Origin of the sequence: Kitasatospora sp. NPDC088351 (genome assembly GCF_040685575.1) — a bacterium.
Classification (GTDB): Bacteria; Actinomycetota; Actinomycetes; order Streptomycetales; family Streptomycetaceae; genus Kitasatospora.
This window is the reverse complement of sequence record NZ_JBFBIL010000008.1, coordinates 136,448-162,332: the sequence shown is the minus strand read 5'-3', so window position 1 is coordinate 162,332 and position 25,885 is coordinate 136,448. Positions and strand designations below refer to the sequence as shown.

Genomic DNA, 25,885 nt, shown 5'->3' with positions numbered 1-25,885 from the left:
GGCGTGTTCAGGCTCGTCGTACAGACCGTCAAGGAGCGTAGGGCCGGATTCGTCGGGGCCTTCGTCGCGCTGTTCGGCGCGTCGGTGCTCATCACGGCCTTCGGCGTCATTCTGCAGTCTGGCATCGGGTCGGGGGTGCCGGTCCAGCGGTACGCGGGCGCACCGGTCGTGGTCGGCGGTGAGAGGTCCTTCACGGTGCACGAGGGGAAGAAGAGCAAGACCAAGGCGCTCACCGACGCGGTGGGCGTCCCCGCCGACCTGGTCGGCACGGTGGCGCGCACCGAGGGCGTCGGCCGGGCCGTCGGCGTTCTCGACTTCCCCGCGCAACTCGTCGACGGGAAAGGGGAGCTGGTCAGAGGGGCCGGTGACCGGCGCTCGATCGGGACGAACTGGGGCGGGGTCGGGCTCGGCCCGTTCGAGCGCAGCGGTCAGGAGCCCCGGCGGGCCGGCGAGGTGGTGCTGGAGAAGTCCGTCGCCGACCGGGCGGGGGTGAAGGCGGGCGACAGCGTCCGGATCGCCTCCACCCGCGCCGCGAGCCCGTACAAGGTCGTCGGCATCGTGACCTACACGGGCGGTGGCGGGGCGCTGCGCACCCCGCCGGTCTTCTTCACCGACGACGAGGCCCGCCTGTTGTTCGGCCGCACCGACCAGGTCAGCGCGATCGGGGTGCTGGCGGCGAAGGGCACGGACACCGGCAGGCTCGCCGACCGGGTCGGGGCGGCGCTCAAGGGCACGCGGACCGACGTCCGCACCGGCGACGGGCGCAGCAGCGTGGAGAACCCGGACGTGGCCACGGCCCGGGGCAGTCTGAGGGAGCTGGCGGGCGCGCTCGGCGGCATCGTCATCCTCATCACCATGGTGGTGGTGGGCAGCACCCTGGCGCTGGGTGTCCACCAACGGCGGCGCGAGCTGGCGCTGTTGCGCGTGGTCGGCGCCACACCCAAGCAGATCCACAAGATGATCTCGGGCGAGACACTGGTCGTCTCACTGGTGGCGTCGGTGCTGGGCTGCATCCCCGGTGCGGCGGCCGCGGAGGTGCTGCGCGGCGCGCTCTCCGTCATCGGTGTGGTGCCCGAGGACTTCGAGTTCTCCTACGGCCCGTTGCCGATGGTCGCGGCGGTCGTCATCGGGGTGATCGCCGCGCAGGTGGCGGCGTTCGCGGTGGCCCGCCGGGTGGTGTCGGTCCGGCCGGTGGAGGCGTTGAGCGCGGCCCGGACCGAGCAGCCCGGCCTCGGCCGGGCCCGGGTCCTCTTCGGGGTGCTGCTGTTCGTCCTCGGCCTCGGTGCGGCGCTGCTGCCGCTGTTCTTCGGCAGTGTCTTCGCGGCGGCCGGCGCGGCCAGCGGCGGGCTGGTCATGGTGATCGCGATCCTCATGCTGGCCCCGCCGGTGGTCGCCCGGGCGACCCGGCTGCTGGCCGCGCCGTTCCAGTGGTGGTTCGGCCGGCTGGGGCGCCTGGCCGTCGCCAACACCCGGGCGAACGCCCGCCGGCTGGCCGCCGGCATCGGCCCGCTGATCCTGGCGATCGGCTTCGCCTCGGTGCAGCTGTTCATTCCCACCACCACGGCGGGCGCGGCCGAGGAGCAGGCCCGGGCGGGCGTGGTGGCCGACTACACCGTGACCAGCGAGGCCGACGGCCTGCCGGTGGACGCCCCGCGGTTCATCGAGGGCCTGGACGGAGTGGAGTCCGCCACCGGCACCGTGCGGATCGACCTGTTCGCCTCCATCCGGATGCTCGACTCCCCGGAGATCTTCAAATACCAGGCCCAGGGGCTGACCCCGGGCCGACTGGACCGGCTCGTCGACCTGGACGTGACCGAGGGCGGCCTGGACGGGCTGTCCGCGGACACGGTGGCGCTCAGCAGCGCGGCAGCCGGGACCCTCGGCGCGGGCGTCGGGGACACGGTGCGGCTCCACCTTCCCGACGGGCAGACGATGGAACCGCGGGTGGTCGCCGTCTACCGCCGTGGACTGGGCTTCGGCGACGTCACGCTGTCCTACCAGACCGTCCTGCAGCACAGTTCGCGCCGGATGTACGACTCCGTCCTGGTCCGGGCCGAGGAGGGCGCCGACCGGCAGCGGGTGATCGACGAGCTCACCGGGCTCAACGACCGCTACCCCGGTGTGCTGGTCCGGGACAAGGGCGGCCTCTCCGCGGCCCAGCAGCGGACGGCCACGGTCGGCCTGGTCGGCAACGCCCTGCCGCTGGTGCTGGTCTTCGGCTACATCGCGGTGGCCGTCGCCAACACCCTGGTGATGACCACCCTGTCCAGGACACGGGAGTTCGCGCTGCTGCGCCTGGTGGGCGCGACCCCGGACCAGGTGATGCGGATGATGCGGACGGAGACTCTCATGGTGATCCTCATCGCGGTCGTGGTCGGCAGCGCGGTGCCGGTGCTGCCGCTGATGACGGTGAGCCTGGGCCTGACCGGCTCCCTGGTCCCGCACATCCCGCCGCTGCTCTATCTGGCGATCGTGGCGGCGACCTCGGCGCTGGCGGCGGCGGCCGTTCTGGTGCCGACCAGACTGGCCCTGCGCGCCCGCCCGGTGGAGGCCATCGGACTGCGCGAATAGCCGCGAACGGCTCCGCCCGTCACCCGGCGCCTCGCGGGGCCGGTCATCACCCGCACCTTCCGCACCCGTCCTCGGCGCCGCCGACACCGCACTGGCCCTACCGGCACCGGGGCGCCTGACAGCGCGCTGTGCGCGGGTTGTCAGTGGCGGGCCTGAGGCTGAGGTCGTCCAGTTCACCCGAAGCGCAGAGGAACGGATCAATGTCCCGCTATGTTTTTTCGTCGGATCGTGCGGTGTGGTCACGCCGTTCGCGCATGCTGTCCGCCGTGGTGACGGCGTCGGCCGTGGGGTTGGCGGTGTCCGCGATCGCGGTGCCCGCCTCGGCGGCACCGGCCACGCCGTCCGCGCCCGCGTCGGCCCGGGCCGACGCGCAGCGGGCCCACTTGAAGCAGCTGGCGCGGGAGTTGGTGGCCGCCGGGGCGCCGGGCGTGATCGTGCGGGTGGACGACGGCCGCGGCCGGCCCGTCGAGATCGTCGAGCAGGCTCCCTGGGCCGGGCGGGATCACCGGCTGGAGGTGGGGGACGAGTTCCGGATGGGGTCCAACACCAAGACCATGATGGCCACGCTCGTTCTGCAGCTGGTCGCCGAGGGCAAGGTCACCCTGGACGACCCGGTGGAGAAGTGGCTGCCGGGCAAGGTTCCGAACGGCGGGGCGATCACCTTGCGGATGCTGCTGAACCACACCAGCGGCCTGTTCGACTACACCGAGGACGGTGCCGTCCTGAACTCGATCCTCGGCAAGGACCCGCGGCGGTGGACCTCCCTGGACCTGCTCGCCGTGGGCGTGCGGCACGAGCCGCTGTTCGCCCCGGGCGCGAAGTGGTCGTACAGCAACACCAACTACGTCGCGGTCGGCGCGGTCCTGGAACAGGTCACCGGGGCGAGCCCGGCCGACCTGATCCGTGACCGGATCGCCCGGCCGCTGGGCCTGCGGCACACCTATCTCGCCACCGACTCCAGCTGGCACGGGCGGTACGTCCGTGGCTACGAACCGGACTCCGCCCACATGCCGCCGGATGTGCCCACCGAGTTCCGGGAGATCGCCGGGGTGCGCCACGACGGCCATGTGGACGTCTCCGGCAATGACCCGAGCTGGGGCGGGGCCGCCGGGGCGGTGGTGTCCACCGCGCGGGACTGGTCCCGGTTCTACACCGCGCTGATGTCCGGCAAGCTGCTGCCCGCCCGCTCAGCTGGAACAGATGCGGACCACCGTCCCGACGGACCCGGAGAATCCGGTGAACGGGCCCGGCTCCGGGCTGGGCATCGGGACGGGTACCACCCCGTGCGGCACCATCTGGGCCCACGAAGGGGGAATAACCGGGTACTCCAGCACCAACTTCACCGACGGCACCGGCAGTCGCACCGCCACCGTTCTCGTCCCGACGGAGGTCCTGTTCGAGTTCGGGGCCGCCCCGAAGCTCGTCGAGGCCGACAAGGCGCTCAAGGACGCGGTGGTCTGCACCATGTTCGGCAAACCGGCTCCGACCGGCCCGGTCACGGCCCGGACGGGCTGATTCGCGCAGTCCGGGTGCGTCCCGAGCGCGTCCCGGGTGCGCCGCGGTCTACCTGGACGCGATCCTGGCACAGGGGGACAAGTTGTTCGACCGGGACTTCATGCAGGCCGCGTTCGACCGCTTCTGGGCGGGCGCGCGGCACGCCACCAGGTGGACCAACGCGATGCTCGCCCCGCCGCCGGCCCGCGTCCTCGATCTGCTCGGTGCCGCCGGTCGGATCCCGGCGGTGGCCCACCGCTTCGCCAACGGCTTCGACGACCCCGCCGACCTCGACCAGTGGTTCTACGACCCGGACCGGGCCGCGGCCCACCTCGGGACGGTCACGCCACGGGGCTGACCGCCGGGTCGCACCGCCGGGTCAGGCCGCCGGGGAACGGCCACGGCCTCAGGCGCCGGTCGGGAGGGCGGTGCGCGGATAGGAGGGGAGGGGGACACCGAGGGCGTCGGTGGTGCCCGGGGGCAGGGTGAACGCGGCGGTGGCGGCGGCGGGGAGGTCGTGTACGCCGAGGAGGCCGGCCGCCAGCCGGGCGGTGGCGCGGTGCCAGTCGCCGAGCCGCTGGAGCAGGGCGTGGCCGCTGCCGACCACGGTGTAGCCGCAGACCCGGGCGCCGGCCGTCCGGCCGCGGGCCGCGAACCGGCGGGTGTCGGCCGGGGAGGTCACCTTGTCGCGGTCGCCGTGCAGCATCAGGACGTCCCGGCCGGCCAGTTGCTCGCACGGGTCCTCCGCCGGGCACCACGGTGCCAGCGCGACCACCCCGGTGACGTTCGGGTGGCCCGCCGCGCGCAGCGCCGCGCGGCCGCCCATCGAGTGGCCGACCAGCACCGTGGGCACCGGGCCCAGCTGCCCGGCGAGGTCGTCGAGCGCGGCGAGGGTGTCCCGGGCGGCGTCGGCGCGCTCGCCGTTCCACCCCCGGTGGCGGTAGCGGACCGTACCGATCGCCACGCCCGCCCCGGCGGTCTCCCGGCGCACCGCCCGGACGAAGCCGTGCATCCGCAGACCGGGCAGGTTGAGCGGGCCGGGCCTGGCCAGGCTGTGCTCCTCGCCGCCGTGCAGCACCAGCACCGCCGCCGCCGGCCGCTCCGGCCGCACCCGCCAGACCAGCGCCCGGTGTCCGGCCGCGGCGGCCGCACCACCTGCGCCGTCCGCGCCGCCCGTACGTTCCACCGCGTGCCCGCTCACCGTGTACCGTCCCGCCCCGCCGTCCGTCCCGTGGACCGCCACTGTACGCGCCGCCTGCCGGATGACGGGTTCACCCGGGGGGATCAGTGCCGGCCGCCGCCGCGCGCGGTGGTCCGGGCACCCTGCTATCCACGAAGGGTGGGGGGTGTACCCCGCGCCGTTCCGGGCGTCGGGTCGCCTAGTGGAGGACTCCCGTGGCTCAGCAGCTCGCACTCTCCGTCGACTTCGGGTCCGGCTTCACCGAAGCCTGGTCCAAGGTCGCCAAGTTCATTCCGCAGTTCCTCGCGTTCCTGGCGATCCTGGTCATCGGCTGGTTCGTCGCCAAGGTGATCGCCAAGGTCCTCGACCGGGTGCTGCGCCGGGTCGGTTCCGAGAGGGTGGCCGCGCGGGCCGGGATGACCCGGTACCTGAGCGGATCCAAGTACGACATGACCGGCATCATCTGCAAGATCGTCTACTACGCGATCCTGCTGATGGCCCTGCAACTGGCCTTCGGCGTCTTCGGCCCCAACCCGATCAGCGTGATGATCCACGGCATTGTCTCCTGGCTGCCCAGGGGCATCGTCGCCGTGGTGATCGTGGTGATCGCGATGGCCATCGCCAACGCCGTCCGCGACATCGTCGGCAACGCGCTCGCCGGCGCCTCGTACGGGCGCACGGTGGCCACCATCGCCTGGGCGTTCATCGTGGTGCTCGGCGTGATCGCCGCGCTGGGCCAGGCCGGCATCGCCACCGCCATCACCGGCCCGGTGCTGATCGCGGTGCTCGCCTCGATCGCCGGGATCCTGGTGGTCGGCGTCGGCGGCGGTCTGATCATCCCGATGCGCCAGCGCTGGGAGCGCTGGCTGGACCACGCCGAGCGGGAGAGCGCCAACCTGCGCGGCAGCGCCTACCAGGCCGGCCGTTCGGACGCGCTGACCAACCAGCCGGTCCGCCCGACCACCCCGACCACCCCGCCGGCCCCGGGCATCGACCCCGGCCGGCCGGGTGGGCAGCCGCGGTAGGACACCCGGCGGCTCCCGGAGTCAGGGCGTGAGCAGCCCCTGTTCGCGGACCAGCCAGCAGATCGCCGTCAGCCGGTGCACCGCGTAGTCGTACCCCACCGGCTCGCGCCAGCCGATCTCGGCGAGCGCGTCCAGGAAGCCCAGCGCGTAGTCCGACAGTTCCTCACGGTCCAGGGGCCGGGGCAGCAGCTCCGGCCCCTGCGCGTACAGCAGTTCGCGCAGCTCGGCGGCGTGCTGGTCGACCACGGCGACGAAGCCGGGCTCGAACGCGAACTCGGCCAGCCGCGGTGTGAAGGCGGCGACGATCCCGGGTAGCGGACAGCCGGCCGGCTGGTCGGGGGAGCCCCTGCGGGACTCGTCGGGAGTGGCGAACATCCGTCCACCGTAGGCGAGCCCCGGCGTGGAAAAGGCGGCCGGGGGCGCTTCCGGGCTGAGACCTTGGCCACCCTCAGGACGCCCGCCGTTCGCCCGGCCGACGTCCGGGACGATTGGCGAATCGCCGGGGATCATGGGGCGGTCCATACCAGAATGGGCCGCATGGATCTTCGAATCTTCACCGAACCCCAGCAGGGCGCCGACTACGGCACCCTCCTGCGGGTGGCGCGGACCGCCGAGGAACTCGGGGCCTTCAGCGCCTTCTTCCGCTCCGACCACTACCTGCGGATGGGCTCCGCCCCGGAGGGCGACCCGGCCGCCGCCATCCGGGCCGGCCTGCCCGGGCCGACCGACGCCTGGATCACCCTGGCCGGCCTCGCCCGGGAGACCAGCACCATCCGCCTCGGCACCCTGATGACCGCCGCCACCTTCCGGCTGCCCGGTGTGCTCGCCATCCAGGTCGCCCAGGTCGACGCCATGAGCGGCGGCCGGGTCGAGTTCGGCCTCGGCGCCGGGTGGTTCGCCGAGGAGCACGCCGCCTACGGCATCCCGTTCCCGAAGGAGAGGTTCGGGCGGCTGGACGAGCAGCTGGCCATCATCACCGGGCTGTGGAACACCAAGGTCGGGGACACCTTCGACTTCGCCGGCCAGTACTACACGCTGACCGACTCGCCCGCGCTGCCCAAGCCCGCCCAGGAGAAGATCCCGGTCCTGATCGGCGGCACGGGCCCGACCCGCACCCCGGCGCTGGCCGCCCGCTACGCCGACGAGTTCAACATGCCGTTCGTCTCGCCGGAGGCCAGCGCGGCCCAGTTCGGCCGGGTGCGGGCCGCCGTCGAGGCGGCCGGGCGCGAGGCCGACGACCTGGTGTACTCCAGCGCCCTGGTGGCCTGCGTCGGCCGCGACGACGCCGAGGTCGCCCGCCGCGCCGACGCGATCGGCCGGAACGTGGCCGAGCTGAAGGCCAACGGTCTGGCCGGCACCCCCGACGAGGTGGCGGAGACCATCGGCCGCTACGCCGCCCACGGCACCCAGCGCATCTACCTGCAGATCCTCGACCTGGACGACCTCGACCACCTGGAGCTGATCGCCTCGCGGGTCGCCCCGCAGCTGGGCTGACCGCCCGGCCGGTGCCGCCGACGCCCGTTCCCGGGGTGCCGGCGGCACCGGCACGTGCGGGGATGCGCGGGGGCGGCAGGGCTCAGGACAGCGCGGTGACCACGTTGTGGGTGATGGTGCGCACCCGGGGGTCGAGGGCGAGCAGCCGCGGCCAGTCGACGGTGGCGGCGGTGAAGACCGTACCGCCGCTGGTGTACAGGCCGAAGGTCGCGGCCCGGCCGGGGCCGTCGTCCTCCCGGACGGCGGTGTGCCAGCCGGCGGCCGGATCGGCCGGGAGGTCGGCCACCCCCAGGATGGTGAAGCCGGGCGGCGTACCGTCCGCGCCGGTCGCCACCGCCCGCCCGGCGCCGTCGCGGCGGTGGGCGGCGCCGTCGCACTCGTACCCCACGAGGGCGTGTTCGGCGCCGAGGACGTCGCCGTCGCGCAGTCCGGTGCCCGCGAAGAGCTCGTGGCCGGTGTGCTGGACGGTGAAGCCCAGCGGGGCCCGGGGGCCCTCCCAGTGACCGCCGCCGTTGCGGTAGCTGACGCCCGTCAGGGTGTTCTCGGGTTCGGACTCCCACCAGTGGCCGGGGGCACCGCGCAGCCGGTCGACGTCGACGCCCGGGGCCGCGCCGGGCGGGTGCTTCGCGCAGCGCACGGTCGTGCCGTCGGCCGAGACCGTGACGCGCCACCAGCAGGTGTTCGCGCCGAAGACGGCGAGGTTGCCGCCGCGGTCGCGGAAGGCGGTGACGTGGCGGCGGGCGGGTGCGCTCCAGTACTCGTCGTGTCCCGCCGAGAGCAGCAGGCGGTATCCGTCGGCGCGGTGCGGGTCCTGGTGGAGGTCGAGGTCCGTGCAGTAGTCGGCGGTGAAACCGCCGCGCTCCAGCCAGGCGACGAACGGGGCGTCCCAGTGGGCGAAGGTCTGCCGGGGGGTGCGCGGGTCGTGGGCGTCGGGGTAGCCCTTGACCGGGCCGCCGATGCCGCCGCCGGGGCGGCGCAGGGTGACGGCCTGGGTGACCGGGGTGTCCGCGCCGGGCGGCGGATCGTCGGTGCGCAGCGATCCGTAGAGGCTTCCGCCGCCGCTCTGGTTGTACGCGTGGTAGGTGAGGACCGGCACCTTGTACAGCACCCGCGCCTTCGTGGGCCCGGCCGGTGTCACCACGAACAGCAGGCGCGAGTGCCGGGCGTCCAGGTGCTCCGCGCCGGCGCCGGGCTCCGGGAGGTCCGGCGGGCCGGACGCGTGGGGCCGCAGGACGGCGATGTACACGCCCGAGGGCCAGTGCGCGGGGACGGTGAAGTCATGGCCGGGCCAGTGCCAGTCCTGGTCGTAGCGGCCGGCGGGCGCGTACCGGCCGGGCCCGCCGGTGCCGCCCATGTGGCGGACCTCGGCGCCGCAGCGGAAGAAGTCGGCGCGGAAGCGGTCCGCCCGGGTCGAGAGGTGCAGCCGCAGGACGCCTCCGGCCCGCACGCTGGGGCTCGCGGGGTAGCCGTCGACGAGGGGGTGGGCGTCGTCGGTGGGGTGGGCGCCGTCGCTCCGCGCATCGGGCAAGGGGCTCTCCAGACGGCCGGGTTGTGGCCGCTCCGGCGTCGGTGGGGCGGGGCGCGTGGTCGTCACGGATCAGATTCTGGACGGTCCCGGTGTGCGGAGGCACGCGCGGATTCGGACGTTGTCCGGCTCTCCCGGGGTGGAAGCGCCGCCACCGGACGCCGTCGTTCCGGTCCGTGCGGTGCCCTACCGGCCAGCCCGTGCGCGTGGTTCCACCGGCACCGGCCCGGTTCAAACCCGTTGCCCACGGGTCGGCCGGTTCCCACCGGAAGCGGATCGTCACTCTTGGAAGCCGCATGATCACTGAGGATGATGAATGCGCGCCGAGGGCCCGTCATCCGGGCGGGATCCGGTGGTTCGAAGGGAGTCGGATCATGTACGAGGACATCGAGCCCGTCACGTCGGAGGAACTGCCGGAGCTTCCGCTGCTGATCGACCTTCCGGGCGAGTGACCACCCGCGCGTGACGCACGCGGCGGCCATTCGGTCCGCCGCGTGCCACTTCTGATCCATCGTTGACCGGCCTCGCCCGGCGGATCGCCCACCGGCGGCGGCACAGAGGAGCGCGCACGTGGACATCGAACCGAACGCGGCGGAGGCGGCGCGCGACCAGCGGGGAGTCTGCCGGCTGACGCTCGGCGCGCTGCGCCGGGCCACACTGGCCGCCCCCGCCCCCGCCCCCGTTCCCGGAGCGGACGGTCCGGCGGCGCCGCCGCACCATCCGCCCGCGCTCGCCGCGCGCCACCCCGGCCTGACGGCCGACGACCTCGGCCACCCGGCCGTGATCGAGCTCGCCCACACCGCGCAGCGCGCGCTGCGCTCCGGTCCGCTCACCCCGGAGCGCCACGACGAACTCGCCGCCCGGCTCGACACGGCCCTGGCCCTCGCCCGCGCGGTGCCCGGCCGGGACTGCGGCGGCCGCCCGTGGCGGCTCGAACTCGCCGGGCCCCAGCCGCACCTGAGCCGCTCGGTCGCCCGCGCGCTCGCCGACACCCCGCCCGCCCCGGCCGCCGGAGCGCGCAACGGAGCAGCACCGGCGACGAGCGAGGTCCGCGCGTGGACGGACACCGAACGCGCGACCGCCGACGAGGCGATCCGGCTCCTGGCCGCCGTCTGGCCGGCCATGCTCGACGAACTGACGTACACCGTGCGCCAGATCGCCCTGCTGTCCGGCGAAGCCATCGAAGGGTTCACCGACTTCACCGTGCACGGCGCGGTGTTCCTCGGCCGGGAGCGCCTGACGGACGAACCCGACGGCCTGCCCGCCCCGCTGCGCCTGGCGGAGGCCCTGCTGCACGAGGGTACCCATCAGCGCTGCAACGCGGCGCTGATCTCGACACCGCTCTGGCACCGCACGGCCGAACAGGGCGCCCTGGTGGCGACACCGCTGCGCGCCGACCGGCGCCCCCTCGGCGGGCTGTTCCACCAGATGGTGGTCCTGTCCCGCAGCGCGTCGTTCTACCGCAGGCTCCTCACCGGACGCTCAGGACCGGCCCTCGACCAGGAGTTGCTGCGCACCAGGTACGCGCGGCACCGCGAGGACGTCGGACAGGCCGCCACGACGCTGGAGGCGCACCGGGCCGCGCTCACCGACGCGGGCCGCCGGGTGCTGGCCCGGGCCGGCGCGGAGGCGTCGGCGTGAGCGGCTCCGCAGGGGCGCCGGCCCGGCCGTGGGAGGCCCAGGCGTTCCGGCCGTTCGCCGGTGCGCCGGCCGTCGTGTTCGCCCGCGCGGCGGCCCGGTCGGCGCTGTTCACCGGCGTCCGTGCGGGCGGTGACGAGGTCGTCGTCGGCAGTGCGGCCGGGCAGGACGCGCAGGACACCGCCGTCCGGGCCAGGGGCGAACTGATCGAGCGGATGGGCAACATCGTGGCCGGGCGGGAGGCGGAGGCCGGGCCCGGGGTGCGGGCCACGTACCGGCGGCTGCACCGCGCCGGCCGGCCGGCCGTCGATCCCGCGCTGCTGGTCCACGGCGCCCGGGGAGCCGACGGCGACGTGCGGGACGCGGCCCTGCTCTGGGCGGTCGGCCGGTCGCTGACGGACGGGGGAGACGTCCTGGTGCCCGCCGGAGCGGTGTACCTGCGCCACCGGCCCCCGCCCGGCTGCCGGGCGGGGATCAGCGCCGGATCCACCGGGGTGGCGGCGCACCCGGACGAGGCGACGGCCCGTGACCACGCCCTCTGGGAGATCCTGGAACGCGACCTGATCCGGCGCAGCTGGTACGGCGACGACACCGAACCCCCCGTCGTGGTGCCCTGGCGGGCCGACCCCGGGCTGTGCGAGTCGCTCGGCCTCCTCGGTCTGGAGGCGACGGCCTTCCTCCTGCCCGCTCCGGCCGGGGCCGTCTGCGTGGTGGTCTGCGTCCACGCCCCGGACGGCACCGGCCAGGCGTTCGGGGCGCGTTGCGGCCCGGCCGGTCGGTATCCGGCCCTGGCCGGGAAGGCGGCCTACGAGGCCCTGATGGTCCGCTGGAGCATGGACACCCCGGTCGCGCGGGAGACCTGGGCCCGGTGGGCCGGTGCCACGGAGCCGGCCACCGCGCTGGAACACGCGCTCTGGGCCTACCACCGGCAGGACAGCCTGGCCCTCTGGCTCGCCGAAGCCCGCCACGACCACGCCGGTCCGCAGGCCCCGGTGGGGTACCACGCCGGTCCGGGCCCACTGCTGGCCGCGCACACCGGCGCGGACGTGATCGCCGTACCGACCCCGTCGCCGCAGGGCACCGAGGCCGGGCTGCGGGTGGTGCGGGCCGTGGCCCCGGGCGCCCTCCCGCTGCCGGGCGGCCCGGCCGGAGCCGCCGGACCGGGACGGTCCGGCCGGCCGCATCCCTTCGGCTGACGGGCCCGCCGCCCGCACCCCGCCCGCACCGTGCCCGCCGCCACGAAAAGGACCGTCCGCCATGACCGACCAGGACCCGTACTACGCCACCGCGTTCGCCGCCCGCTACGACGACTGGTTCCCCTCGTACGTCACCGACAGCACCGTCGACCTGCTCGCCGGTCTCGCCGGGGCCGCCGGCGGCGGGCCGCTCCTCGAACTGGGCTCCGGCACCGGCCGGATCGCCCTGCCACTGGCCGCGCGGGGCCTGGAGGTCCACGGCATCGAGGGCGCACCCGAGATGACCGACCGGCTCCGCGCCAAACCGGGTGGCCGGTCCGTCCCCGTCACCGCCGGGGACTTCAGCCACGTCCCGGTCGACGGCACCTTCGCCCTCGTGTACGTGGTCAACGGGACGTTCTTCGAACTGCCCACCCAGCACGCCCAGGTCCGCTGCTTCGCCAACGCCGCCGACCGGCTGCGTCCCGGCGGGCTGTTCGTCCTCGACGCCCACGTCCCCGAGGCGCTCGCCGACCCGGGCGCCGCGGTGGCCACCCTCCCGATCCCGGGTGGGGTGACGGTCCGCACCCGCCGCGTCAACCGCGCCGCGCAGCAGTACACCTCGGACTACCTGATCGTCGACGGCGACGGCGTGCACCACGTCCCGGTCTCCTTCCGCTACGCCCATGCCGGCGAACTCGACCTGATGGCCGGGATGGCGGGGCTGCGCCTGCGGGACCGCTTCGGCGACTGGAAGGGCGGCGCCTACACCTCCGACAGCTCCTACCACGTGTCCGTCTACGAACGGACCGCCTGACCCACGGTCCGCCCCCCGGCAGGAGAGCACCGAAGCACCCGCGGGAGACCACCGGCAGCGGAGATGCCCGGGGCGGCCCCCGCGACCAACCGCCGTCGACGAACGGGAGGTTCCCATGTCCGCACCCGCCCGAGAACCCGGTGCCGCGGCCACCGGCCGGCACGAGATCCTGGAGCCGCGCCCCGGCCCGGGCGGCCTCGGCGTACCGCTGCGCCAGGTGGTCGACGACGGCCGGCTCGTGGTGGTCAGGCGCGGCCTGCACCACCTGGACGCGCTGGAACCGCTGCTCCGCGCCACCGGTCACGCCGCCGCCGGGACCCTTCCGCCCGACGCCGCCGCCACCGTCGGGCGCCTCGGTGTCGAAGCGCTGCACACCGCCGCGACCGTCGAGCAGGCGACCGCCTTCCGTACCCGGCTGGAGACGCTGCTGCGGCCCGTCGCGGCCGAGGCGGTGCGCTCCTTCGCCGAGCGGGCGGCCCCGGGCGGCCCCCGGGTCTACCTGAGCCACCACCTCGGCGTCCGGATCATGCTGCCGCACGCCGCCGTGGCCGGCCGCGCCGAACTCGACCCGCTCGCGGGCTTCATGGTGCCGCACTCCCCGCACATCGACTCGTGGTTCAACACGCCCGTCAACTCCGTCAACCTGTGGATCGCGCTGGGCCGGGTCCGCCCCGGCAACGGTCTGCTCATCTACCCGCACCTCTACCGGGAACCGGTCCGCCGGGAGGGCTTCCGCGTCGCCCCCGGCCAGGACCTCGGCACCCCCGTGCGGGTCACCCTCGATCCCGGCGACATCCTGGTGTTCGCCGGCGACCACGTCCACAGCTCCGAGACCAACACCACCGACGAGACCCGGTACGTGCTCACCAAGCGGATCAGCGTCGGCGCCCCGCGCTTCAGCCGGCAGGGCGGCGGCTGGATCCCGTACCACGACCCGCGGCTGCTCGACGGGCCGCTGCCGGCGCTCGCCTCCCTGCGCTCGCGGGCCACCGCCGCCTACGGCCGGCACCTCCTGCGGGCGGCCCTGCGGAGACCACCCGCCTACGAGAACACGCGGACGCCGCCCCCGTCCCCGGCCCAGGCGTAGGCCGGCATGCGCATCGCCTACCTGCACAGCGGCAGCATCCCCTCCGTCTACGCCAACGGCATCCACGTCATGCGGATGTGCGACGCGTTCACCGAGGCCGGACACGACGTCACCCTGTACGCGCTGCCCGGCTCGTACCCGGCCGACGACCCGCACGCCTACTACGGGACCAGGCACCGCTTCCCCGTCCGTTCCGTGCCCGCCCCCGACACCGGCGCCGCCGGCTACCGGGAACGCGCCGCGCGGGTGAGCGAGTTGCTGACCGACGGCGCCGCCCCCGACCTGATCTACGGCCGCGACGCCTACAGCCTCGCCCTCGCGCCGGACCTCGCGCCGCTCGTGTACGAGACGCACCTGCTCTGGGACGACCCCGACATCCGCCGGGCGGAGCGCGAACTGCTCGCCCGGCCCTCCCTCGCGCGGGTCGTGGTGATCACCCATGCCCTCGCCCGCGACTTCCGGCAGGCCCACGGCGGCCCGGGAACCCCTCCGGTCCTCGTCGCCCCCGACTGCGCCGACCCGCCCGGCTCGTACCCGGCACCGCCGCGGCTGCCCGGGCGCCCGGGTGTGCCCAGGATCGGCTACGTCGGGCACCTCTACGCCGGGCGCGGCATCGACCTGATCCTCGATCTCGCCGGACGGCTCCCCGGGCTCGACTTCCACCTGGTCGGCGGCACCCCCGAGGACCGGGCCCGCTGGGAGGAGCCCGGCCGGCTCCCCAACGTGTACTTCCACGGCCACCGCCCGCCCGGTGCGGTCCGTGCCTACGTCCCGCTCTTCGACGTCGTCCTGGCGCCGTACCAGAAGAAGGTCTACGCCGCCGGAGGGCTCGGGGAGACCAGCCGGTGGGCCTCCCCGCTGAAGCTGTTCGAGTACCTGGCCCACGGCCGCGCCATCGTCGCCTCCGACCTCCCCGTCCTGCACGAGATCCTCCAGGACCGGGTCAACTGCCTGCTCCGCCCGCCCGACGACCCGGCCGCCTGGGTGGCCGCGATCACCGAGCTCCTCGCCGACCCGGCGCTGCGCCGGGCCCTCGGGGACGAGGGCCGCCGGCAGGTCCTCGACCGGTACACCTGGCGCCACCGCGCCGACGACGTCCTCGCCGGTCTGCACTGAACCGTCCGCTCCGCGCCCCGGCCCGGACGGGCGGGTGAAACGGTGTCACGCCGCTCGACGGCGCCCCCGTCGCCATGGCCTAGTCTTTACTCTCTCTTGGGAAGGGAAGGCTTCACCGAGAGGCCCGACCGGGGAGGACAGGCCGGGGAGACAGGCCGGGGGACAGGGGGAGAGCCGGTGGTGGAGACGAAGGTGTCCGGGGCGGAGCCGTCGGCGGTGGGGGCACCGGCGCAGCGCGTGCCCGCGCCGAGAGCCGCGCACCGTGCCGTGGCCGGGCCGGCGGAACCGGCGCTGCGCCCGCGCGGCCTGCACGACCTGCGGCAGGGGTGCGAGGGCCGCCGGCCGACGGCGCTGCGCTACCCCGCCGACGGCCTGCTGGTCGTCTCGGGGCTGCCCGGCAGCGGGAAGAGCACACTGATGCGCCGTTGCGTACGAGCCCGGCTGGTCGACTCCCAGCAGGTCCGGGAGGAGTACGCCGCCCGGGCGCCCGGCTGGCTGCCCTACTTCGTCTACCGCCCGCTGGTGCGGATCGAGCACTACCGGCGGCTGCGGCGCGCGGTGCTGGCCGGCGGCCCGCTCGCGGTGCACGACTGCGGGGCGCTGCCCTGGGTGCGGCTCTGGCTCACCCGGGCCGCCGCCCGCCAGGGCCGGCGGGTGCACCTGGTGCTGCTGGACGCCAGTGCCGGTGAGGCCCGGGACGGCCAGCACACCCGGGGGCAGGCGGTCTCCGCGTACGCCTTCGCCCGGCACCGGGAGGCCGCGCGACGGCTGCGCCGGCGGCTGGCGGGCACCGGACGGCCGCCGGCCGGCTGTGCGTCGGCCGTGCTACTCGACCGGGCCGGTGCGCGCGCCCTGCGGGAGATCGTCTTCGTGGCGTCGTAGTCTCGGCGAGGCGGTGCGGGCCGCCGACCCGGATCGTCCTCCCCGGCTCCCCGGCCGGTCGGACGGGACGGTGCGTCAACTGCCGGACGGCACGGGGGCGGTAGGGGATCGAGCGCCAAGGCATCCGCCGTTCCGGGCGGGCCGGGTGGGCCGATCGGGCTTCCGGACGGCGTCCGACGGGGCGTCAGAGTGCCCGGCCCGAGCGGGTCCGGCGCTTCCGGGCGGCCCTGCGCAGCCCTGGCCGGGCGGCCGCCGGTGGCCGCCACCGTGACAACTCCCCCTCAGGAGCGCAGATGCGTCGTTCTGCCCGCGTCCCCTCGTGTGTTCCCCGCAGATTCCTCAGCGCCGCCGCCCTTGTCGCCGCCCTCGGGCTGACCCAGTTCGCCGCCCCCGCGGCGTTCCCCGCAGCCCGGCACGCGGCCTCGTCCCGATGTGCCGACGCCGACGGCCGGCCCAGCCAGGGCAGCCAGGGCAGCCAGGACGGCCGGAGTGGCCAGGGCACCGGGGCCCGCAAGCCCGCCGGCGGCCCGGACAGCCAGGAGCCGAACGCCGTCACCGAGGTCCAGGCCAGGGCGATGGAGACGGACCTGACCATCCGGGCCGCCCTGGCCGCTGTGGGCCAGGGCGGCATGCCGCCCGTCCCCGGCGGGCCGGGCGGCGTCACCACCATCCCGGTGTACCTGCACGTCATCCACTCCGGGGCGACCGGCCGGCTCGGCCCGGCGGACATCGCCAACCAGCTCGCCGTCCTCAACGCCACCTACGGCGGCCAGGGCGCGGGCAACACGGCCAGCCCGTTCCAGTTCCGGCTGGCCGACACCGACTACACCGACAACGCCGCCTGGTACAGCGGCATGACCCCGGGCTCCCCTGCGGAGAAGGCGATGAAGAGCGCGCTGCGCAGGGGCGGCGCCGGCGCCCTCAACCTCTACACCGCCAGCCTCGGCCAGCCGCTGCTCGGCTGGGCGACGTTCCCGAGCCAGTACCTGCTGAACCCGACCGACGACGGCGTGGTCATCCTCGACGCGTCCCTCCCCGGTGGCGCGGCCGCCAACTACAACCAGGGCTACACCGCGACCCACGAGATCGGCCACTGGCTGGGGCTCTACCACACCTTCCAGGGCGGTTGCAGCGACCCGGGCGACTACGTCGACGACACGCCGGCCGAGGCGAACGCCGCCTACCAGTGCCCCGAGGGCCGGGACACCTGCCCCGCCGTCGGCCTCGACCCGGTCCACAACTTCATGGACTACACCTACGACTCCTGCATGACGCAGTTCACCCCGGGCCAGTCCGCCCGGATGGCCGGTTCCTGGGCGGTCTACCGGGCCTGACGGCCGGTCGGTGCGCGCGCCGGCGGCGGTGCTTCTTCGGCGTTGGCCCAGGGCGGCACAGGGTTCGAATGTATTCGGGGCTTCCGGCGTGGCAATTGGCGATCGTTTGCCCGTATCGATCTATGTTTGTGGTGCAAACGGCAGCTGAAGCCGAGGTAGTCGAGCAAGGAGCAGCGGCATGACCAACAGCGCGCACCCCCGGATCGTCGTCGGCGTGGACGGCTCGCCCGCCTCGGAGCAGGCGTTGCGGTGGGCGATCGACTACGCACGGCTGACCGGCGGCACCGTCAACGCGGTGGCCGCCTGGGAGTACCCGGCGTTCTACGGCTGGGCCGGCCTCAGCGTGCCCCCGGCGGAGGGCTTCAACCCCCAGGACCTGGCCGGGCAGACGCTCTCCGAGACGGTCGCCAAGGTCGTCGGGGACGACCCCGCCGTCCACGTCTCCGAGGCCGTGGTGCCCGGCAACGCCGCACAGGCCCTGCTGGAGGCGGCCGACGGTGCCGCGCTGGTCGTCGTGGGCAGCCGGGGCCTCGGCGGCTTCTCCGGCGCGCTGCTCGGCTCCGTCAGCCGGCACCTCACCGAGCACGCCCCCTGCCCGGTCGTCGTGGTCCGCGAGGGGCAGGTGGCCGCCGCCGGGTGACCACGGTCCGCGGAACCACGCCGGGCCGCCGCGCTCAGGGCAGGATGGAGACATGCCAGAAGGTGACTCCGTCTACCGCGCGGCGGCCCGGCTGCACGAGCTCCTCGCCGGGCAGCTGCTGACCACCGCCGACCTGCGGGTGCCCGCGCACGCCACCGCCGCGCTCGCCGGCCGGCGGGTGCTGGAGGTCGCCCCGCGCGGCAAGCACCTGCTCACCCGGCTCGAAGGCGGCCTCACCCTCCACACCCATCTGCGGATGGACGGCCGGTGGGAGGTCTACCGGCCCGGCGAGCGCTGGGCCGGCGGGCCCGCCTGGCAGATCCGGGCCGTCCTCGGCACCGAGCACGGCACGGCCGTCGGCTACCGCCTGCCGGTCGTCGAGCTGCTCCGCACCGCCGACGAACCACGTGCCGTCGGCCACCTCGGGCCCGACCTGCTGGGCCCCGACTGGGATCCGGCCGAGGCCGTCCGCCGGCTCCTCGCCCACCCCGGCCGCCCGCTCGCCGAGGCCCTCCTCGACCAGCACAACCTGGCCGGGATCGGCAACGTCTACGCCAACGAGCTCTGCTTCCTCGCCGGCGTGACACCGTGGACGGCGGTCGGCGAACTGCCCGGCCCCGACCGGCTGGTGGCGCGGGCCCGGCAGCTCCTCGACGCCAACAGGCTGCGCCCCGGCCACATCACCACCGGTGACACCCGGCGCGGCCACCAGCACTGGGTGTACGGCCGGGCCGGCCGCCCCTGCCCGCGCTGCGGGACGACGGTGCTGACGGCGGGTCAGGGCGAGCCGCCGCGCGACCGGGTGGCCTACTGGTGCCCGTACTGCCAGCGCGGCCCGGCGCCCGAGGTGCCCGCCGGGCGGCCGCTCAGGGGCGTTCGACCAGGGCCGGGTGCCGAGGGTCGTCCACCCGGACGGTGAGGTCGGCCGTCTCGGCGGGAGTGGTCTCGGCCTCGTAGCGGGCGAAGGCGGGCAGTGTCCACTTGCTCGTCGGGCGGGGTGCGGCGGGCGAGCGCGGCGGGTGTGAGCGCGAGATGGACGGTGAGCTCCAGGGGCAGCCACCGGCCGAGCAGCAGCGGGCCGTCCAGCAGCAGCACCCCGCCGGGCGGCATGGTGGTGTACGGCGCGCGGGTCGCACGGTCGGTCGCCGGATCGCGCAGCGAGGGCAGCACCCGGCCGGTGCCGCCGGGCTCCAGCGGGTCCAGTACCTCGCGGGTCAGGGCGCCGTCGTCCAGCCAGAGGTCGTGGAAGGCGTCCGGGTCGTGCCGCCCGTACTCCAGCCGGACCGAGGCCGGCCGCAGGAAGTCCGCCGCCGACACCCGCAGGGCCGGCCGGCCGCGCAGGCGCAGCGGCTCCACCAGGGCGTCCGCGAGCGCACCGGGGCGGGCCGCCGCGGCGCCGTCCACGGCCACCCGCAGCCACCGCTGCCCGGCGCCGGGCAGGGCGGTCACACGGTCGGCGAGGAGGTCGGCCAGCCGTTCGGGCGAGATCGGTCGTACCTGCATCGGGCCATCCTGCCTCGGTGTGCCGGGAGGTGGGGGTTCGGGTGGGGCCGGGCGGGCTCAGGTGAGCGGGAGGGCGTACAGGATGTCGTCGTGGCCCGCGTAGAGCCGGGTCCGGTCCGCGGCGAGGGACCAGACGTCGACGCCGGGACCGGAGTCGCGGAACGTCCACAGTTCGGTGCCGGTGGCGGCGTCGAGGGTGCAGACACCGGCGGCGGCCGGGCCGGGGACGAAGAGGACGCCACCGGCCGGCAGCGGGTGGCTGCGGCGGTCCAGCCGGAACGGGAGGCGGCGGGACCAGAGCTCGGCACCGGCGGCGGCGTCGTACGCGGTGACCAGGCCGTTGTCGCGGGGGAGGTAGACGCGGGTGCCGTCGGTCACCGGGGACAGCGAGCGCAGCTCCCCGGACGGGTCGGCGGCGGTCTCCCAGCGGGCGGAGCCGTCGGCGAGCCGCAGCGCCCGCAGGCCGGCCGGGCCGTCGGGGAGGTAGAGGTTCTCCTGGTCGGCGGCGCACCAGCGCAGGTTCTCGTCGGCCGCCGCCGACCAGGCGCGCTCGCCGTCGGCGGCGCCGCGGACCACCAGTGCGGTGCGGCCCGCCGTGGTGTCGCAGGCCGGGAGCCGGCCGCCGGCCGCGGTGACGGGCGTGAACAGCTGTTCGGCGGGCGCCACCGGACGGGACCAGAGCACCGTGCGGTCCGCGATCCGCACGGCGAACAGGGTGTCGCCCCCCAGGGCGCCCCCGGCCGGCCGGGCGGAGACCTTGCCGTACAGCGTGGCGCCGTCGCAGCCGTAGAGCGTGATGCTGCCGTCGAGGTGGTCGGGCAGCGGCAGGCTCCAGTCGGCGGCCGCGTCGGTGAGGTGACGGCCGTCGATGTGGCCGTACGAGACGGTGAACATCCGGTCGGCGCCGAGCACCACCCGGTCGGCCGGTGTGCCGAGGTCGCCCGGCCGGTCCTTGCCGGGCGTCTCGAAGACGAGGCCGCGCAGCGGGGAGCCGTCGGCGGGGTCGAGCACCTGGAGCCCGGTCCGGGAGAGGAAGAGCGGCCGGTCCGGGTGGTCGGCCAGCCGCTCGGGCGTCATCGCCGCCGGGCCGCGGTACGTCCAGAGCGGCTCCGGCCCGGCGATCCGGGTGGGCAGCGGCCTGGGCGGCCCGGGTGCCGGTCCGCCGCCGGACGGGCGGGAGACCGCCCAGAGCGCGGCGCCCGCCGCCAGCACGCCGGCCCCCGTCAGCAGCCGCCGCCGGCTCGGCCGGGGCCCGTCGCCGTCGGGCCCGGCGCCGCCGCCGACCACGTCCGCGGGCGCGGCGGCCCGGTCGTCCGCCTCCTCGTCCCACTGCCAGGACGCGCCGGACGCGTCCTCGGCCGGGTCGGACGCCTGCGTGGCGGAACGCTCGGACGCTGCCGACTGCATGCCTGATACCCGCTTCCCCCGGGAGCGGCCGTCGCGCCGCCCTGTCCGACGGACAATACCGAAGCGGGCGGGGCCGCCCCCGGGGAGACCGGTCGCGGCGTGCTCGGACAAGCCCCGGGCCGGGCGTCAGCCGGGGCCGTGGTCGGCGAGGTCGGCGAGGACCTGGGCGTGGCAGGGCAAGGGGACGCACCAGCAGCCGAGGCGGTGGCCACGCAGGGCGGGGACGAGCGCCAGCAGGTCGGGGCGGGCCAGCAGATAGGCGCGGTACCGGGCGGTCATCTCCTCCCGGGTGCAGTCCGGGCCGGGGCGGTAGGGGCAGTAGAGCGGGGAACCGGGCAGGTGCCAGCCGCCGCGGTGCATCGGGCGGCCGACGTACAGGACATCGGCGAAGTCCGGGTCGTCCCGGTGGCCCTTGAGGTTGACCACGGTGGTGGGACCGGGGGAGGTCGGCATGCTGTCATGATGGCCCGCCGACGGTGGGGCGGCCCGATGGCGGGGCGGCCCGCCGGGGGAGGCCCGGCCCCGCCTTGACAGTCCCTTGACCCGGGCGTAGCAAGAGAGGATGCGCCAGGGTGTGCCGGCGGACCGGGACGGTCCGCATGTGACCGGCGGTACCCGGGCCGCGCGACCCGACCTGCGCCGCCCAGGGGAGAGCGGTGCCGCCGACGGGACGGCGGACGAACGGGACGAGCTGCTCGCGACCGCCGTCCGCACGGTGCTCGGCAGCACCGACGCGTACGGCGCCATGGTCTACCTCCGCTCGCGCGACCGGCGCTCGCTGACGCTCTGCACGCTCGCCGGTGTGCCGCTGTCGGTCATCAGCCCGTTCCGGCGGGTGGCCGCCGCCGGGCCGCTGCCGGTGGCGGTGAGCTTCCGCACCGGGCACACGGTCGTCCTGGCCGACACCGAGGACACCATGCGACGCTTCCCGCAGCTGGCCGTCGGGATGCCGTACGACTTCGCCTCGGCCTTCGTACCGGTCAGGGCGGGCCCGGAGACGTACGGGGTGCTCAACGTGCTCTGGGCGGCCTCGGCCGACGGGGTGCCGGACGGCGCACGGCGGCAGCTGCGGGCGGTGGCCGACCGGCTCGGGGCCGGGCTGGCCGGGCTGGCGGCGGCCGGGCACCCGGTGGAGCCGGACGGCGGGACGGCCGTGGCCGAGCTGGCGCCGCCGTCCGCGCCGACCACCCGGCTCGGCCTGTTCGACTGGAACGCGGCCACCGGGGCGCTCTCGGCGGACGACCAGTTCTGCGAGATCTTCGGCCTGGACCCCGCCGGGTTCGACGGCCGGGCCGCCACCGTGGACGCCCGGATCGCCCCCGGCGACCGGGCCGAGTTCCGGGCCGCCCTCCGCGGCGCGCTGAACCGCGGCCGGGTGCTGGCCGCCCGGATCCGGGTGCTCGACCGCGACGGCCACCCCTGCCCGGTCGACCTGTGGGGCCGTGTCCCCGAGGGCGACGGGCCGGATGACCGTACCCACCTGGTCGGCGCCGTCCTCGACACCCGGACCGGCACCGCCGCCGCGGCCGCCGTGGAACGCCTGCGCGACGGTGTCCTCTCGCTCGACCCGGACGGCCGGATCGTCTACGCCAACCACAGCGTCGAACTGCTGCTGCACGCCCGCCGCGAGGACCTGCTCGGCCACCACCCCTGGGACGTGCTGCCCTGGCTCTCCGACCCGGTCTACGAGAACCGCCACCGGGCCGCGATGCTCTCCCAGCGGCCGACCGCCTTCCTCGCCGCCCACCCGCCGGACGGCTGGCTCGCCTTCTCCCTCTACCCCGACGCGCACGGCGTCACCGGCCGGGTCGTCGCCGCCGAACCGCCCCCCGGCACGGCCGGGCCCGAGCCCGACCCCCCGGCCGCCGCCCGGACCGGCCTCAGCGCGATGCACCACCTGCTCCAGCTGGCCAGCGCGCTGACCGAGGCCGTCACCGTCCGCGAGGTCTGCCGGGCCGTCGCCGACGAGATCCTGCCGGCCTTCGGAGGCCAGGAGCTCGCCATCTACAATGTCTGCGACAAACGCCTCGACCTGGTCTTCCAGAGCGGCTACCCGGACGGCTTCCTCGACCGCTTCGAGGGCACCCCGACCGGCGCCCGGGTGCCCGGCGCCGAAACCCTGAGCACCGGCACGCCGATCTTCTTCGAGTCCGTCCACGCGCTCGCCGCCGCCTACCCCGGCATCCCCCTCGACGAGATGGGCGCCTGGGCCTTCCTGCCGCTGATCGCCTCCGGCCACCCGGTCGGCAGCTGCATACTCGGCTTCGACGAGGCCCGCGCGTTCTCCCCGGAGGAGCGCGGCATGCTCACCGCCCTCGGCGGGTTCATCGCCCAGGCGCTGGAGCGCGCCCGGCTCTACGACGCCGAGTTCGCCCTCGCCCGCGGCCTCCAGCAGGCCCTGCTGCCGCACCGGCTGCCGTCCCTGGAGGGCGTCCGGACCGCCGCCCGCTATCTGCCCGGCACCCAGGGCATGGAGATCGGCGGCGACTGGTACGACGCCATCGTCACCGGCCGCGATCTCAGCCTGGTCATCGGCGACGTCGAGGGTCACAGCGTCGGCGCCGCCGCCACCATGGGCCAGCTGCGCAGCGCCGTCCGGGCCTTCGCCACCGGCGGGCACCCGCCGGACGAGGTGCTCGCCCGGACCAACCAGCTGCTGCTCGACCTCGACCCCGGGCTGCTCGCCAGCTGCTGCCTGGTACGGCTCACCCCAGCCGACGGCACCGCCCTGATCGCCCGGGCCGGCCACCTCCCGCCGGTGGTACGCCACCCCGGCGGGCGCGCCGAGGCGCTGTACGTGGCGGGCGGTCCGCTGCTCGGCGTCGACCAGCGGGCCGAGTACCCCGTCAGCGAGCTGCGGCTGCTACGGGGCTCGGTGCTCGCTCTCTACACGGACGGGCTGGTCGAGGACCCGGCGGTGGCGATCGACCACGGCGTGGACCGGCTGTGCGCCGCGCTGGCGCGCTCCGCCGGGGTGGCGGGCCGGGCGGCGGACGGGACGGCGGACGGGCTGGAGCGGCTGGCCGAGCGGCTGCTGCGCGAGGTCGGCTCGACGCGGCGGGTGGACGACGTGGCGCTGCTGCTCACCGCGTACGGGTGAGCGGGCCGGTTGGCTCCGGGCCCGGTCGGGCCCCGGTTCGCGTGGGGCCGTCCGGCGCCCGCGGCCGCGGTGAGGTGCGACTTTCGTCGGGGCGGGTCGCGACGAAGGGTGGCGGCGGGCCCCGGGCCGCACCGCTAGCCTCACCGGGTGGACGCGATAGCGAAGGCCTGGTCGAGGGCGGTACGGACGGCGTTTCCCGGGCCCTGGCGGCGCTGGCTGGTGGTGCGCGAGCTGGGGTTCGCCCTGCTGCTGGGCGTGTTCGCGGCGGCGATCGAGCTGATCGGCAGGACCGGTCTCTGGCTCCTCGTGGGGCCCGGCATCGCCGCGCTGTTCCTGCTGCGGAGGGGCCTGCCCGGCACCGTGCTGGTGATCACCGCCGCCGCCTGCGGCTGGTTCGGCGGGACGTTTCCGCTGCTGGTCTGCGCGGGGTGGTCGGCCGGTACCCGGATGCACCGGCTCTGGGCGCTGATCGGCTCCTTCACCGGCGGGTTCCTGCTGATGACGTACGCGGGCGTGGTGAAGGACGCCGGCGCGGCGCCGCTGAAGCTCATCATCGGGCTCGGGCTGGGCGGCTATCTGGTGCTCGCCGTGCTGCCCGCGCTCTGGGGCCGGTACCGGGCCCAGCGCCAGGCGCTGCTGGACGCGCTGCGCGAGCGCAACGACCAACTGCTGCGCGAGCGCACCATGGTGGCGCACCAGGCGCGGCTGCGTGAGCGGCACCGGATCGCCCAGGACATGCACGACAGCCTGGGCCACCAGCTGGCCCTGATCTCCGTCCACTCCGGCGCCCTGGAGGTGGACCGTACCCTGACCGACCGGCAGCGGGAGGCGGTCGGCGTGCTGCGGCTGGCCGCCGTCGCCGCGATGCGCGAGCTGCGCGAGGTGGTCGGGGTGCTGCACGACGAGTCCACGGCGCCCGCGCCCGTGGTGGCCGCCGGGCCGGCGGCGTCCGGGGGCGGCCGGACCGGCGGGGTGGCGGGGATCGAGCGGCTGGTGGAGTTCTCGCGGGCGGCCGGGACGACCGTCTCGCTCGGCCGGGACGGCGAGCGGCGCCCGCTGGCGGCCGCGGTCGACAACGCCGCGTACCGGATAGTGCAGGAGGCGCTCACCAACGCGCACAAGCACGCGCCCGGCGCGCCGATCAGCGTCGCGCTGCGCTATGAGCCGGACGCGCTGGTGGTGGAGGTCGCCAATCCGTGCGCGCCGGAGTTCGTCGGTGTGCGCGCCGGTGCGGGGGCGGCCGTCAGCGGTGGGCAGGGGCTGACCGGTCTGCGGGAGCGGGCCCGGCTGGTCGGCGGGATGGTGCACGCCGGGCCGACGCCCGAGGCGGGTTTCCGGCTCGCCGCCGTACTGCCGTACGAGGGGGCGGCGGACCAGGCCGCCGACATCGGCGGCGCGGAGCCGTGGGAACTGGACACCCTGCCCGCGGCCGACGGGGAGGCCGGTGCGCGGCGCCGGCGCAGCCCCGCGATCGGCTGCGCGGCCGGCGGGACGGCCGTGGTGCTCATCGTGCTGGGCCTGCTGGTCTGGGGCATGGTGGCCTTCGTCCAGGGCATCGACGGCGTGACCGTGCAGAAGAGCGTGTTCGACTCGATCCAGGTGGGCACGGACCAGGCCGGGGTCGAGGAGCGGCTGCCGAAGGGCAACCGTTTCTTCAGCAAGGACTGGGAGGGCAGCGGCCCGACCCCGCCGCCGGGCACCACCTGTCGGTACTTCATGTCGGACGAGCCCTCCGGGCACATGGGTGAGGACAACGTCATCAGGTTCTGCTTCAAGGACGGCGTCCTGGTCGAGAAGGAGAACTACCCGGTGAAGGTGTGAGCGCCGGGGGTGTGAGGATGGTGCACGGCACCGGCACCAGCGCTGCCGCCAGCACCGTTCAAGGGGATGACCAGCA

Annotated in this window: 22 protein-coding genes and 2 pseudogenes; 18 read left to right on the top strand and 6 right to left on the bottom strand. The window is 75.5% G+C overall.

From position 1 onward, the window contains the following. The first annotated feature begins 3 nt into the window (after positions 1-3). The 4 genes and pseudogenes from AB0P06_RS09225 to AB0P06_RS09210 all read left to right on the top strand — a co-directional run bounded on the left by AB0P06_RS09225 (position 4) and on the right by AB0P06_RS09210 (position 4,423). Positions 4-2,571 carry an FtsX-like permease family protein gene (locus AB0P06_RS09225; RefSeq protein WP_363606275.1) on the top strand — a complete coding sequence of 856 codons (2,568 nt, stop codon included), beginning with the start codon at positions 4-6 and terminating at the stop codon, positions 2,569-2,571. A gap of 200 nt (positions 2,572-2,771) precedes the next feature. Then, positions 2,772-3,731, top strand: a pseudogene (locus AB0P06_RS09220) (serine hydrolase domain-containing protein); the annotation flags it as partial. Between the two features lie 40 nt (positions 3,732-3,771). After that, the gene (locus tag AB0P06_RS09215; RefSeq protein WP_363606332.1) at positions 3,772-4,086 is read left to right on the top strand and encodes a hypothetical protein; all 315 of its coding nucleotides are present in this window, start codon (positions 3,772-3,774) and stop codon (positions 4,084-4,086) included. Positions 4,087-4,168: 82 nt separating this feature from the next. Further along, entirely contained in the window at positions 4,169-4,423 is a 255-nt protein-coding gene (locus AB0P06_RS09210) for a hypothetical protein (protein ID WP_363606330.1), read from the top strand. Positions 4,424-4,471: 48 nt separating this feature from the next. On the opposite strand, the gene AB0P06_RS09205 is transcribed toward AB0P06_RS09210, so the two are convergent. Then, the gene (locus AB0P06_RS09205; RefSeq protein ID WP_363606274.1) at positions 4,472-5,266 is read right to left on the bottom strand and encodes an alpha/beta fold hydrolase; all 795 of its coding nucleotides are present in this window, start codon (positions 5,264-5,266) and stop codon (positions 4,472-4,474) included. A 194-nt stretch (positions 5,267-5,460) separates the two neighbouring features. Between AB0P06_RS09205 and AB0P06_RS09200 the strand changes: the two genes are divergently transcribed. Continuing rightward, the gene (locus AB0P06_RS09200) at positions 5,461-6,270 is read left to right on the top strand and encodes a hypothetical protein (protein WP_363606273.1); all 810 of its coding nucleotides are present in this window, start codon (positions 5,461-5,463) and stop codon (positions 6,268-6,270) included. Positions 6,271-6,291: 21 nt separating this feature from the next. Here AB0P06_RS09200 and AB0P06_RS09195 read toward each other — a convergent pair whose 3' ends face one another. Then, the gene (locus AB0P06_RS09195) at positions 6,292-6,645 is read right to left on the bottom strand and encodes a DUF6401 family natural product biosynthesis protein (RefSeq protein WP_363606272.1); all 354 of its coding nucleotides are present in this window, start codon (positions 6,643-6,645) and stop codon (positions 6,292-6,294) included. A gap of 162 nt (positions 6,646-6,807) precedes the next feature. Between AB0P06_RS09195 and AB0P06_RS09190 the strand changes: the two genes are divergently transcribed. Then, positions 6,808-7,764, top strand: coding sequence for an LLM class F420-dependent oxidoreductase (locus tag AB0P06_RS09190; RefSeq protein WP_363606270.1), 957 nt, complete (start codon positions 6,808-6,810; stop codon positions 7,762-7,764). An 82-nt stretch (positions 7,765-7,846) separates the two neighbouring features. Here the strand turns inward: AB0P06_RS09190 and AB0P06_RS09185 are convergent, their stop codons facing one another. Then, complete coding sequence (locus AB0P06_RS09185) at positions 7,847-9,292, bottom strand: N,N-dimethylformamidase beta subunit family domain-containing protein (RefSeq protein ID WP_363606268.1); 1,446 nt, start codon at positions 9,290-9,292, stop codon at positions 7,847-7,849. A gap of 293 nt (positions 9,293-9,585) precedes the next feature. Here AB0P06_RS09185 and AB0P06_RS09180 point away from each other — a divergent pair, with 293 nt between their 5' ends. From AB0P06_RS09180 to AB0P06_RS09135, 10 genes are all read left to right on the top strand, one after another. After that, positions 9,586-9,741: a hypothetical protein gene (locus AB0P06_RS09180; RefSeq protein WP_363606267.1), complete on the top strand. Its 156-nt coding sequence runs from the start codon at positions 9,586-9,588 to the stop codon at positions 9,739-9,741. 118 nt (positions 9,742-9,859) lie between these two features. Beyond that, positions 9,860-10,930 carry an HEXXH motif-containing putative peptide modification protein gene (locus AB0P06_RS09175; RefSeq protein WP_363606265.1) on the top strand — a complete coding sequence of 357 codons (1,071 nt, stop codon included), beginning with the start codon at positions 9,860-9,862 and terminating at the stop codon, positions 10,928-10,930. Continuing rightward, positions 10,927-12,123 carry a YcaO-like family protein gene (locus AB0P06_RS09170; protein WP_363606263.1) on the top strand — a complete coding sequence of 399 codons (1,197 nt, stop codon included), beginning with the start codon at positions 10,927-10,929 and terminating at the stop codon, positions 12,121-12,123. The genes AB0P06_RS09175 and AB0P06_RS09170 overlap by 4 nt, the downstream gene beginning before the upstream one ends. 61 nt (positions 12,124-12,184) lie before the next feature. Further along, positions 12,185-12,919, top strand: coding sequence for a class I SAM-dependent methyltransferase (locus tag AB0P06_RS09165; protein ID WP_363606262.1), 735 nt, complete (start codon positions 12,185-12,187; stop codon positions 12,917-12,919). A gap of 115 nt (positions 12,920-13,034) precedes the next feature. Next, complete coding sequence (locus AB0P06_RS09160) at positions 13,035-14,006, top strand: phytanoyl-CoA dioxygenase family protein (RefSeq protein WP_363606260.1); 972 nt, start codon at positions 13,035-13,037, stop codon at positions 14,004-14,006. Between the two features lie 6 nt (positions 14,007-14,012). Beyond that, complete coding sequence (locus AB0P06_RS09155) at positions 14,013-15,122, top strand: glycosyltransferase family 4 protein (protein WP_363606258.1); 1,110 nt, start codon at positions 14,013-14,015, stop codon at positions 15,120-15,122. A 180-nt stretch (positions 15,123-15,302) separates the two neighbouring features. Continuing rightward, positions 15,303-16,004 (top strand): AAA family ATPase, encoded by a 702-nt coding sequence (locus tag AB0P06_RS09150; protein ID WP_363606256.1) that lies wholly within the window; start codon positions 15,303-15,305, stop codon positions 16,002-16,004. 293 nt (positions 16,005-16,297) lie between these two features. Continuing rightward, on the top strand, positions 16,298-17,338 hold the full coding sequence (locus AB0P06_RS09145) for a zinc metalloprotease (protein WP_363606254.1): 1,041 nt from the start codon (positions 16,298-16,300) through the stop codon (positions 17,336-17,338). A 178-nt stretch (positions 17,339-17,516) separates the two neighbouring features. After that, the gene (locus AB0P06_RS09140; protein WP_363606253.1) at positions 17,517-17,978 is read left to right on the top strand and encodes a universal stress protein; all 462 of its coding nucleotides are present in this window, start codon (positions 17,517-17,519) and stop codon (positions 17,976-17,978) included. A gap of 52 nt (positions 17,979-18,030) precedes the next feature. Continuing rightward, complete coding sequence (locus AB0P06_RS09135) at positions 18,031-18,897, top strand: DNA-formamidopyrimidine glycosylase family protein (RefSeq protein ID WP_363606252.1); 867 nt, start codon at positions 18,031-18,033, stop codon at positions 18,895-18,897. Here AB0P06_RS09135 and AB0P06_RS09130 read toward each other — a convergent pair. The 3 genes and pseudogenes from AB0P06_RS09130 to AB0P06_RS09120 all read right to left on the bottom strand — a co-directional run bounded on the left by AB0P06_RS09130 (position 18,845) and on the right by AB0P06_RS09120 (position 21,341). Next, a pseudogene (locus AB0P06_RS09130) lies at positions 18,845-19,481 on the bottom strand (uridine kinase). The gene AB0P06_RS09135 and the pseudogene AB0P06_RS09130 sit on opposite strands and share 53 nt — an antisense overlap. A 57-nt stretch (positions 19,482-19,538) precedes the next feature. Continuing rightward, the gene (locus tag AB0P06_RS09125) at positions 19,539-20,888 is read right to left on the bottom strand and encodes a PQQ-binding-like beta-propeller repeat protein (RefSeq protein WP_363606251.1); all 1,350 of its coding nucleotides are present in this window, start codon (positions 20,886-20,888) and stop codon (positions 19,539-19,541) included. A 126-nt stretch (positions 20,889-21,014) separates the two neighbouring features. After that, complete coding sequence (locus AB0P06_RS09120) at positions 21,015-21,341, bottom strand: DUF4326 domain-containing protein (protein WP_363606250.1); 327 nt, start codon at positions 21,339-21,341, stop codon at positions 21,015-21,017. 109 nt (positions 21,342-21,450) lie between these two features. Here AB0P06_RS09120 and AB0P06_RS09115 point away from each other — a divergent pair, with 109 nt between their 5' ends. Together AB0P06_RS09115 and AB0P06_RS09110 are read left to right on the top strand one after the other, a co-directional pair. Beyond that, positions 21,451-23,988, top strand: a complete 2,538-nt coding sequence (locus tag AB0P06_RS09115; RefSeq protein ID WP_363606249.1) for a SpoIIE family protein phosphatase — start codon at positions 21,451-21,453, stop codon at positions 23,986-23,988. Between the two features lie 147 nt (positions 23,989-24,135). Beyond that, a complete protein-coding gene (locus tag AB0P06_RS09110; protein ID WP_363606248.1) occupies positions 24,136-25,809 on the top strand; it encodes a histidine kinase in 1,674 nt (557 codons plus the stop codon). Positions 25,810-25,885: the final 76 nt, after the last annotated feature.

Coding starts and splice junctions, on each gene's coding strand:
- AB0P06_RS09215 (WP_363606332.1), top strand. CDS start 3,772: ATGCGGACCACCGTCCCGACGGACCCGGAGAATCCGGTGAACGGGCCC.
- AB0P06_RS09195 (WP_363606272.1), bottom strand. CDS start 6,645: ATGTTCGCCACTCCCGACGAGTCCCGCAGGGGCTCCCCCGACCAGCCG.
- AB0P06_RS09190 (WP_363606270.1), top strand. CDS start 6,808: ATGGATCTTCGAATCTTCACCGAACCCCAGCAGGGCGCCGACTACGGC.
- AB0P06_RS09180 (WP_363606267.1), top strand. CDS start 9,586: ATGATCACTGAGGATGATGAATGCGCGCCGAGGGCCCGTCATCCGGGC.
- AB0P06_RS09165 (WP_363606262.1), top strand. CDS start 12,185: ATGACCGACCAGGACCCGTACTACGCCACCGCGTTCGCCGCCCGCTAC.
- AB0P06_RS09160 (WP_363606260.1), top strand. CDS start 13,035: ATGTCCGCACCCGCCCGAGAACCCGGTGCCGCGGCCACCGGCCGGCAC.
- AB0P06_RS09155 (WP_363606258.1), top strand. CDS start 14,013: ATGCGCATCGCCTACCTGCACAGCGGCAGCATCCCCTCCGTCTACGCC.
- AB0P06_RS09145 (WP_363606254.1), top strand. CDS start 16,298: ATGCGTCGTTCTGCCCGCGTCCCCTCGTGTGTTCCCCGCAGATTCCTC.
- AB0P06_RS09140 (WP_363606253.1), top strand. CDS start 17,517: ATGACCAACAGCGCGCACCCCCGGATCGTCGTCGGCGTGGACGGCTCG.
- AB0P06_RS09135 (WP_363606252.1), top strand. CDS start 18,031: ATGCCAGAAGGTGACTCCGTCTACCGCGCGGCGGCCCGGCTGCACGAG.
- AB0P06_RS09125 (WP_363606251.1), bottom strand. CDS start 20,888: ATGCAGTCGGCAGCGTCCGAGCGTTCCGCCACGCAGGCGTCCGACCCG.
- AB0P06_RS09120 (WP_363606250.1), bottom strand. CDS start 21,341: ATGCCGACCTCCCCCGGTCCCACCACCGTGGTCAACCTCAAGGGCCAC.
- AB0P06_RS09115 (WP_363606249.1), top strand. CDS start 21,451: ATGCGCCAGGGTGTGCCGGCGGACCGGGACGGTCCGCATGTGACCGGC.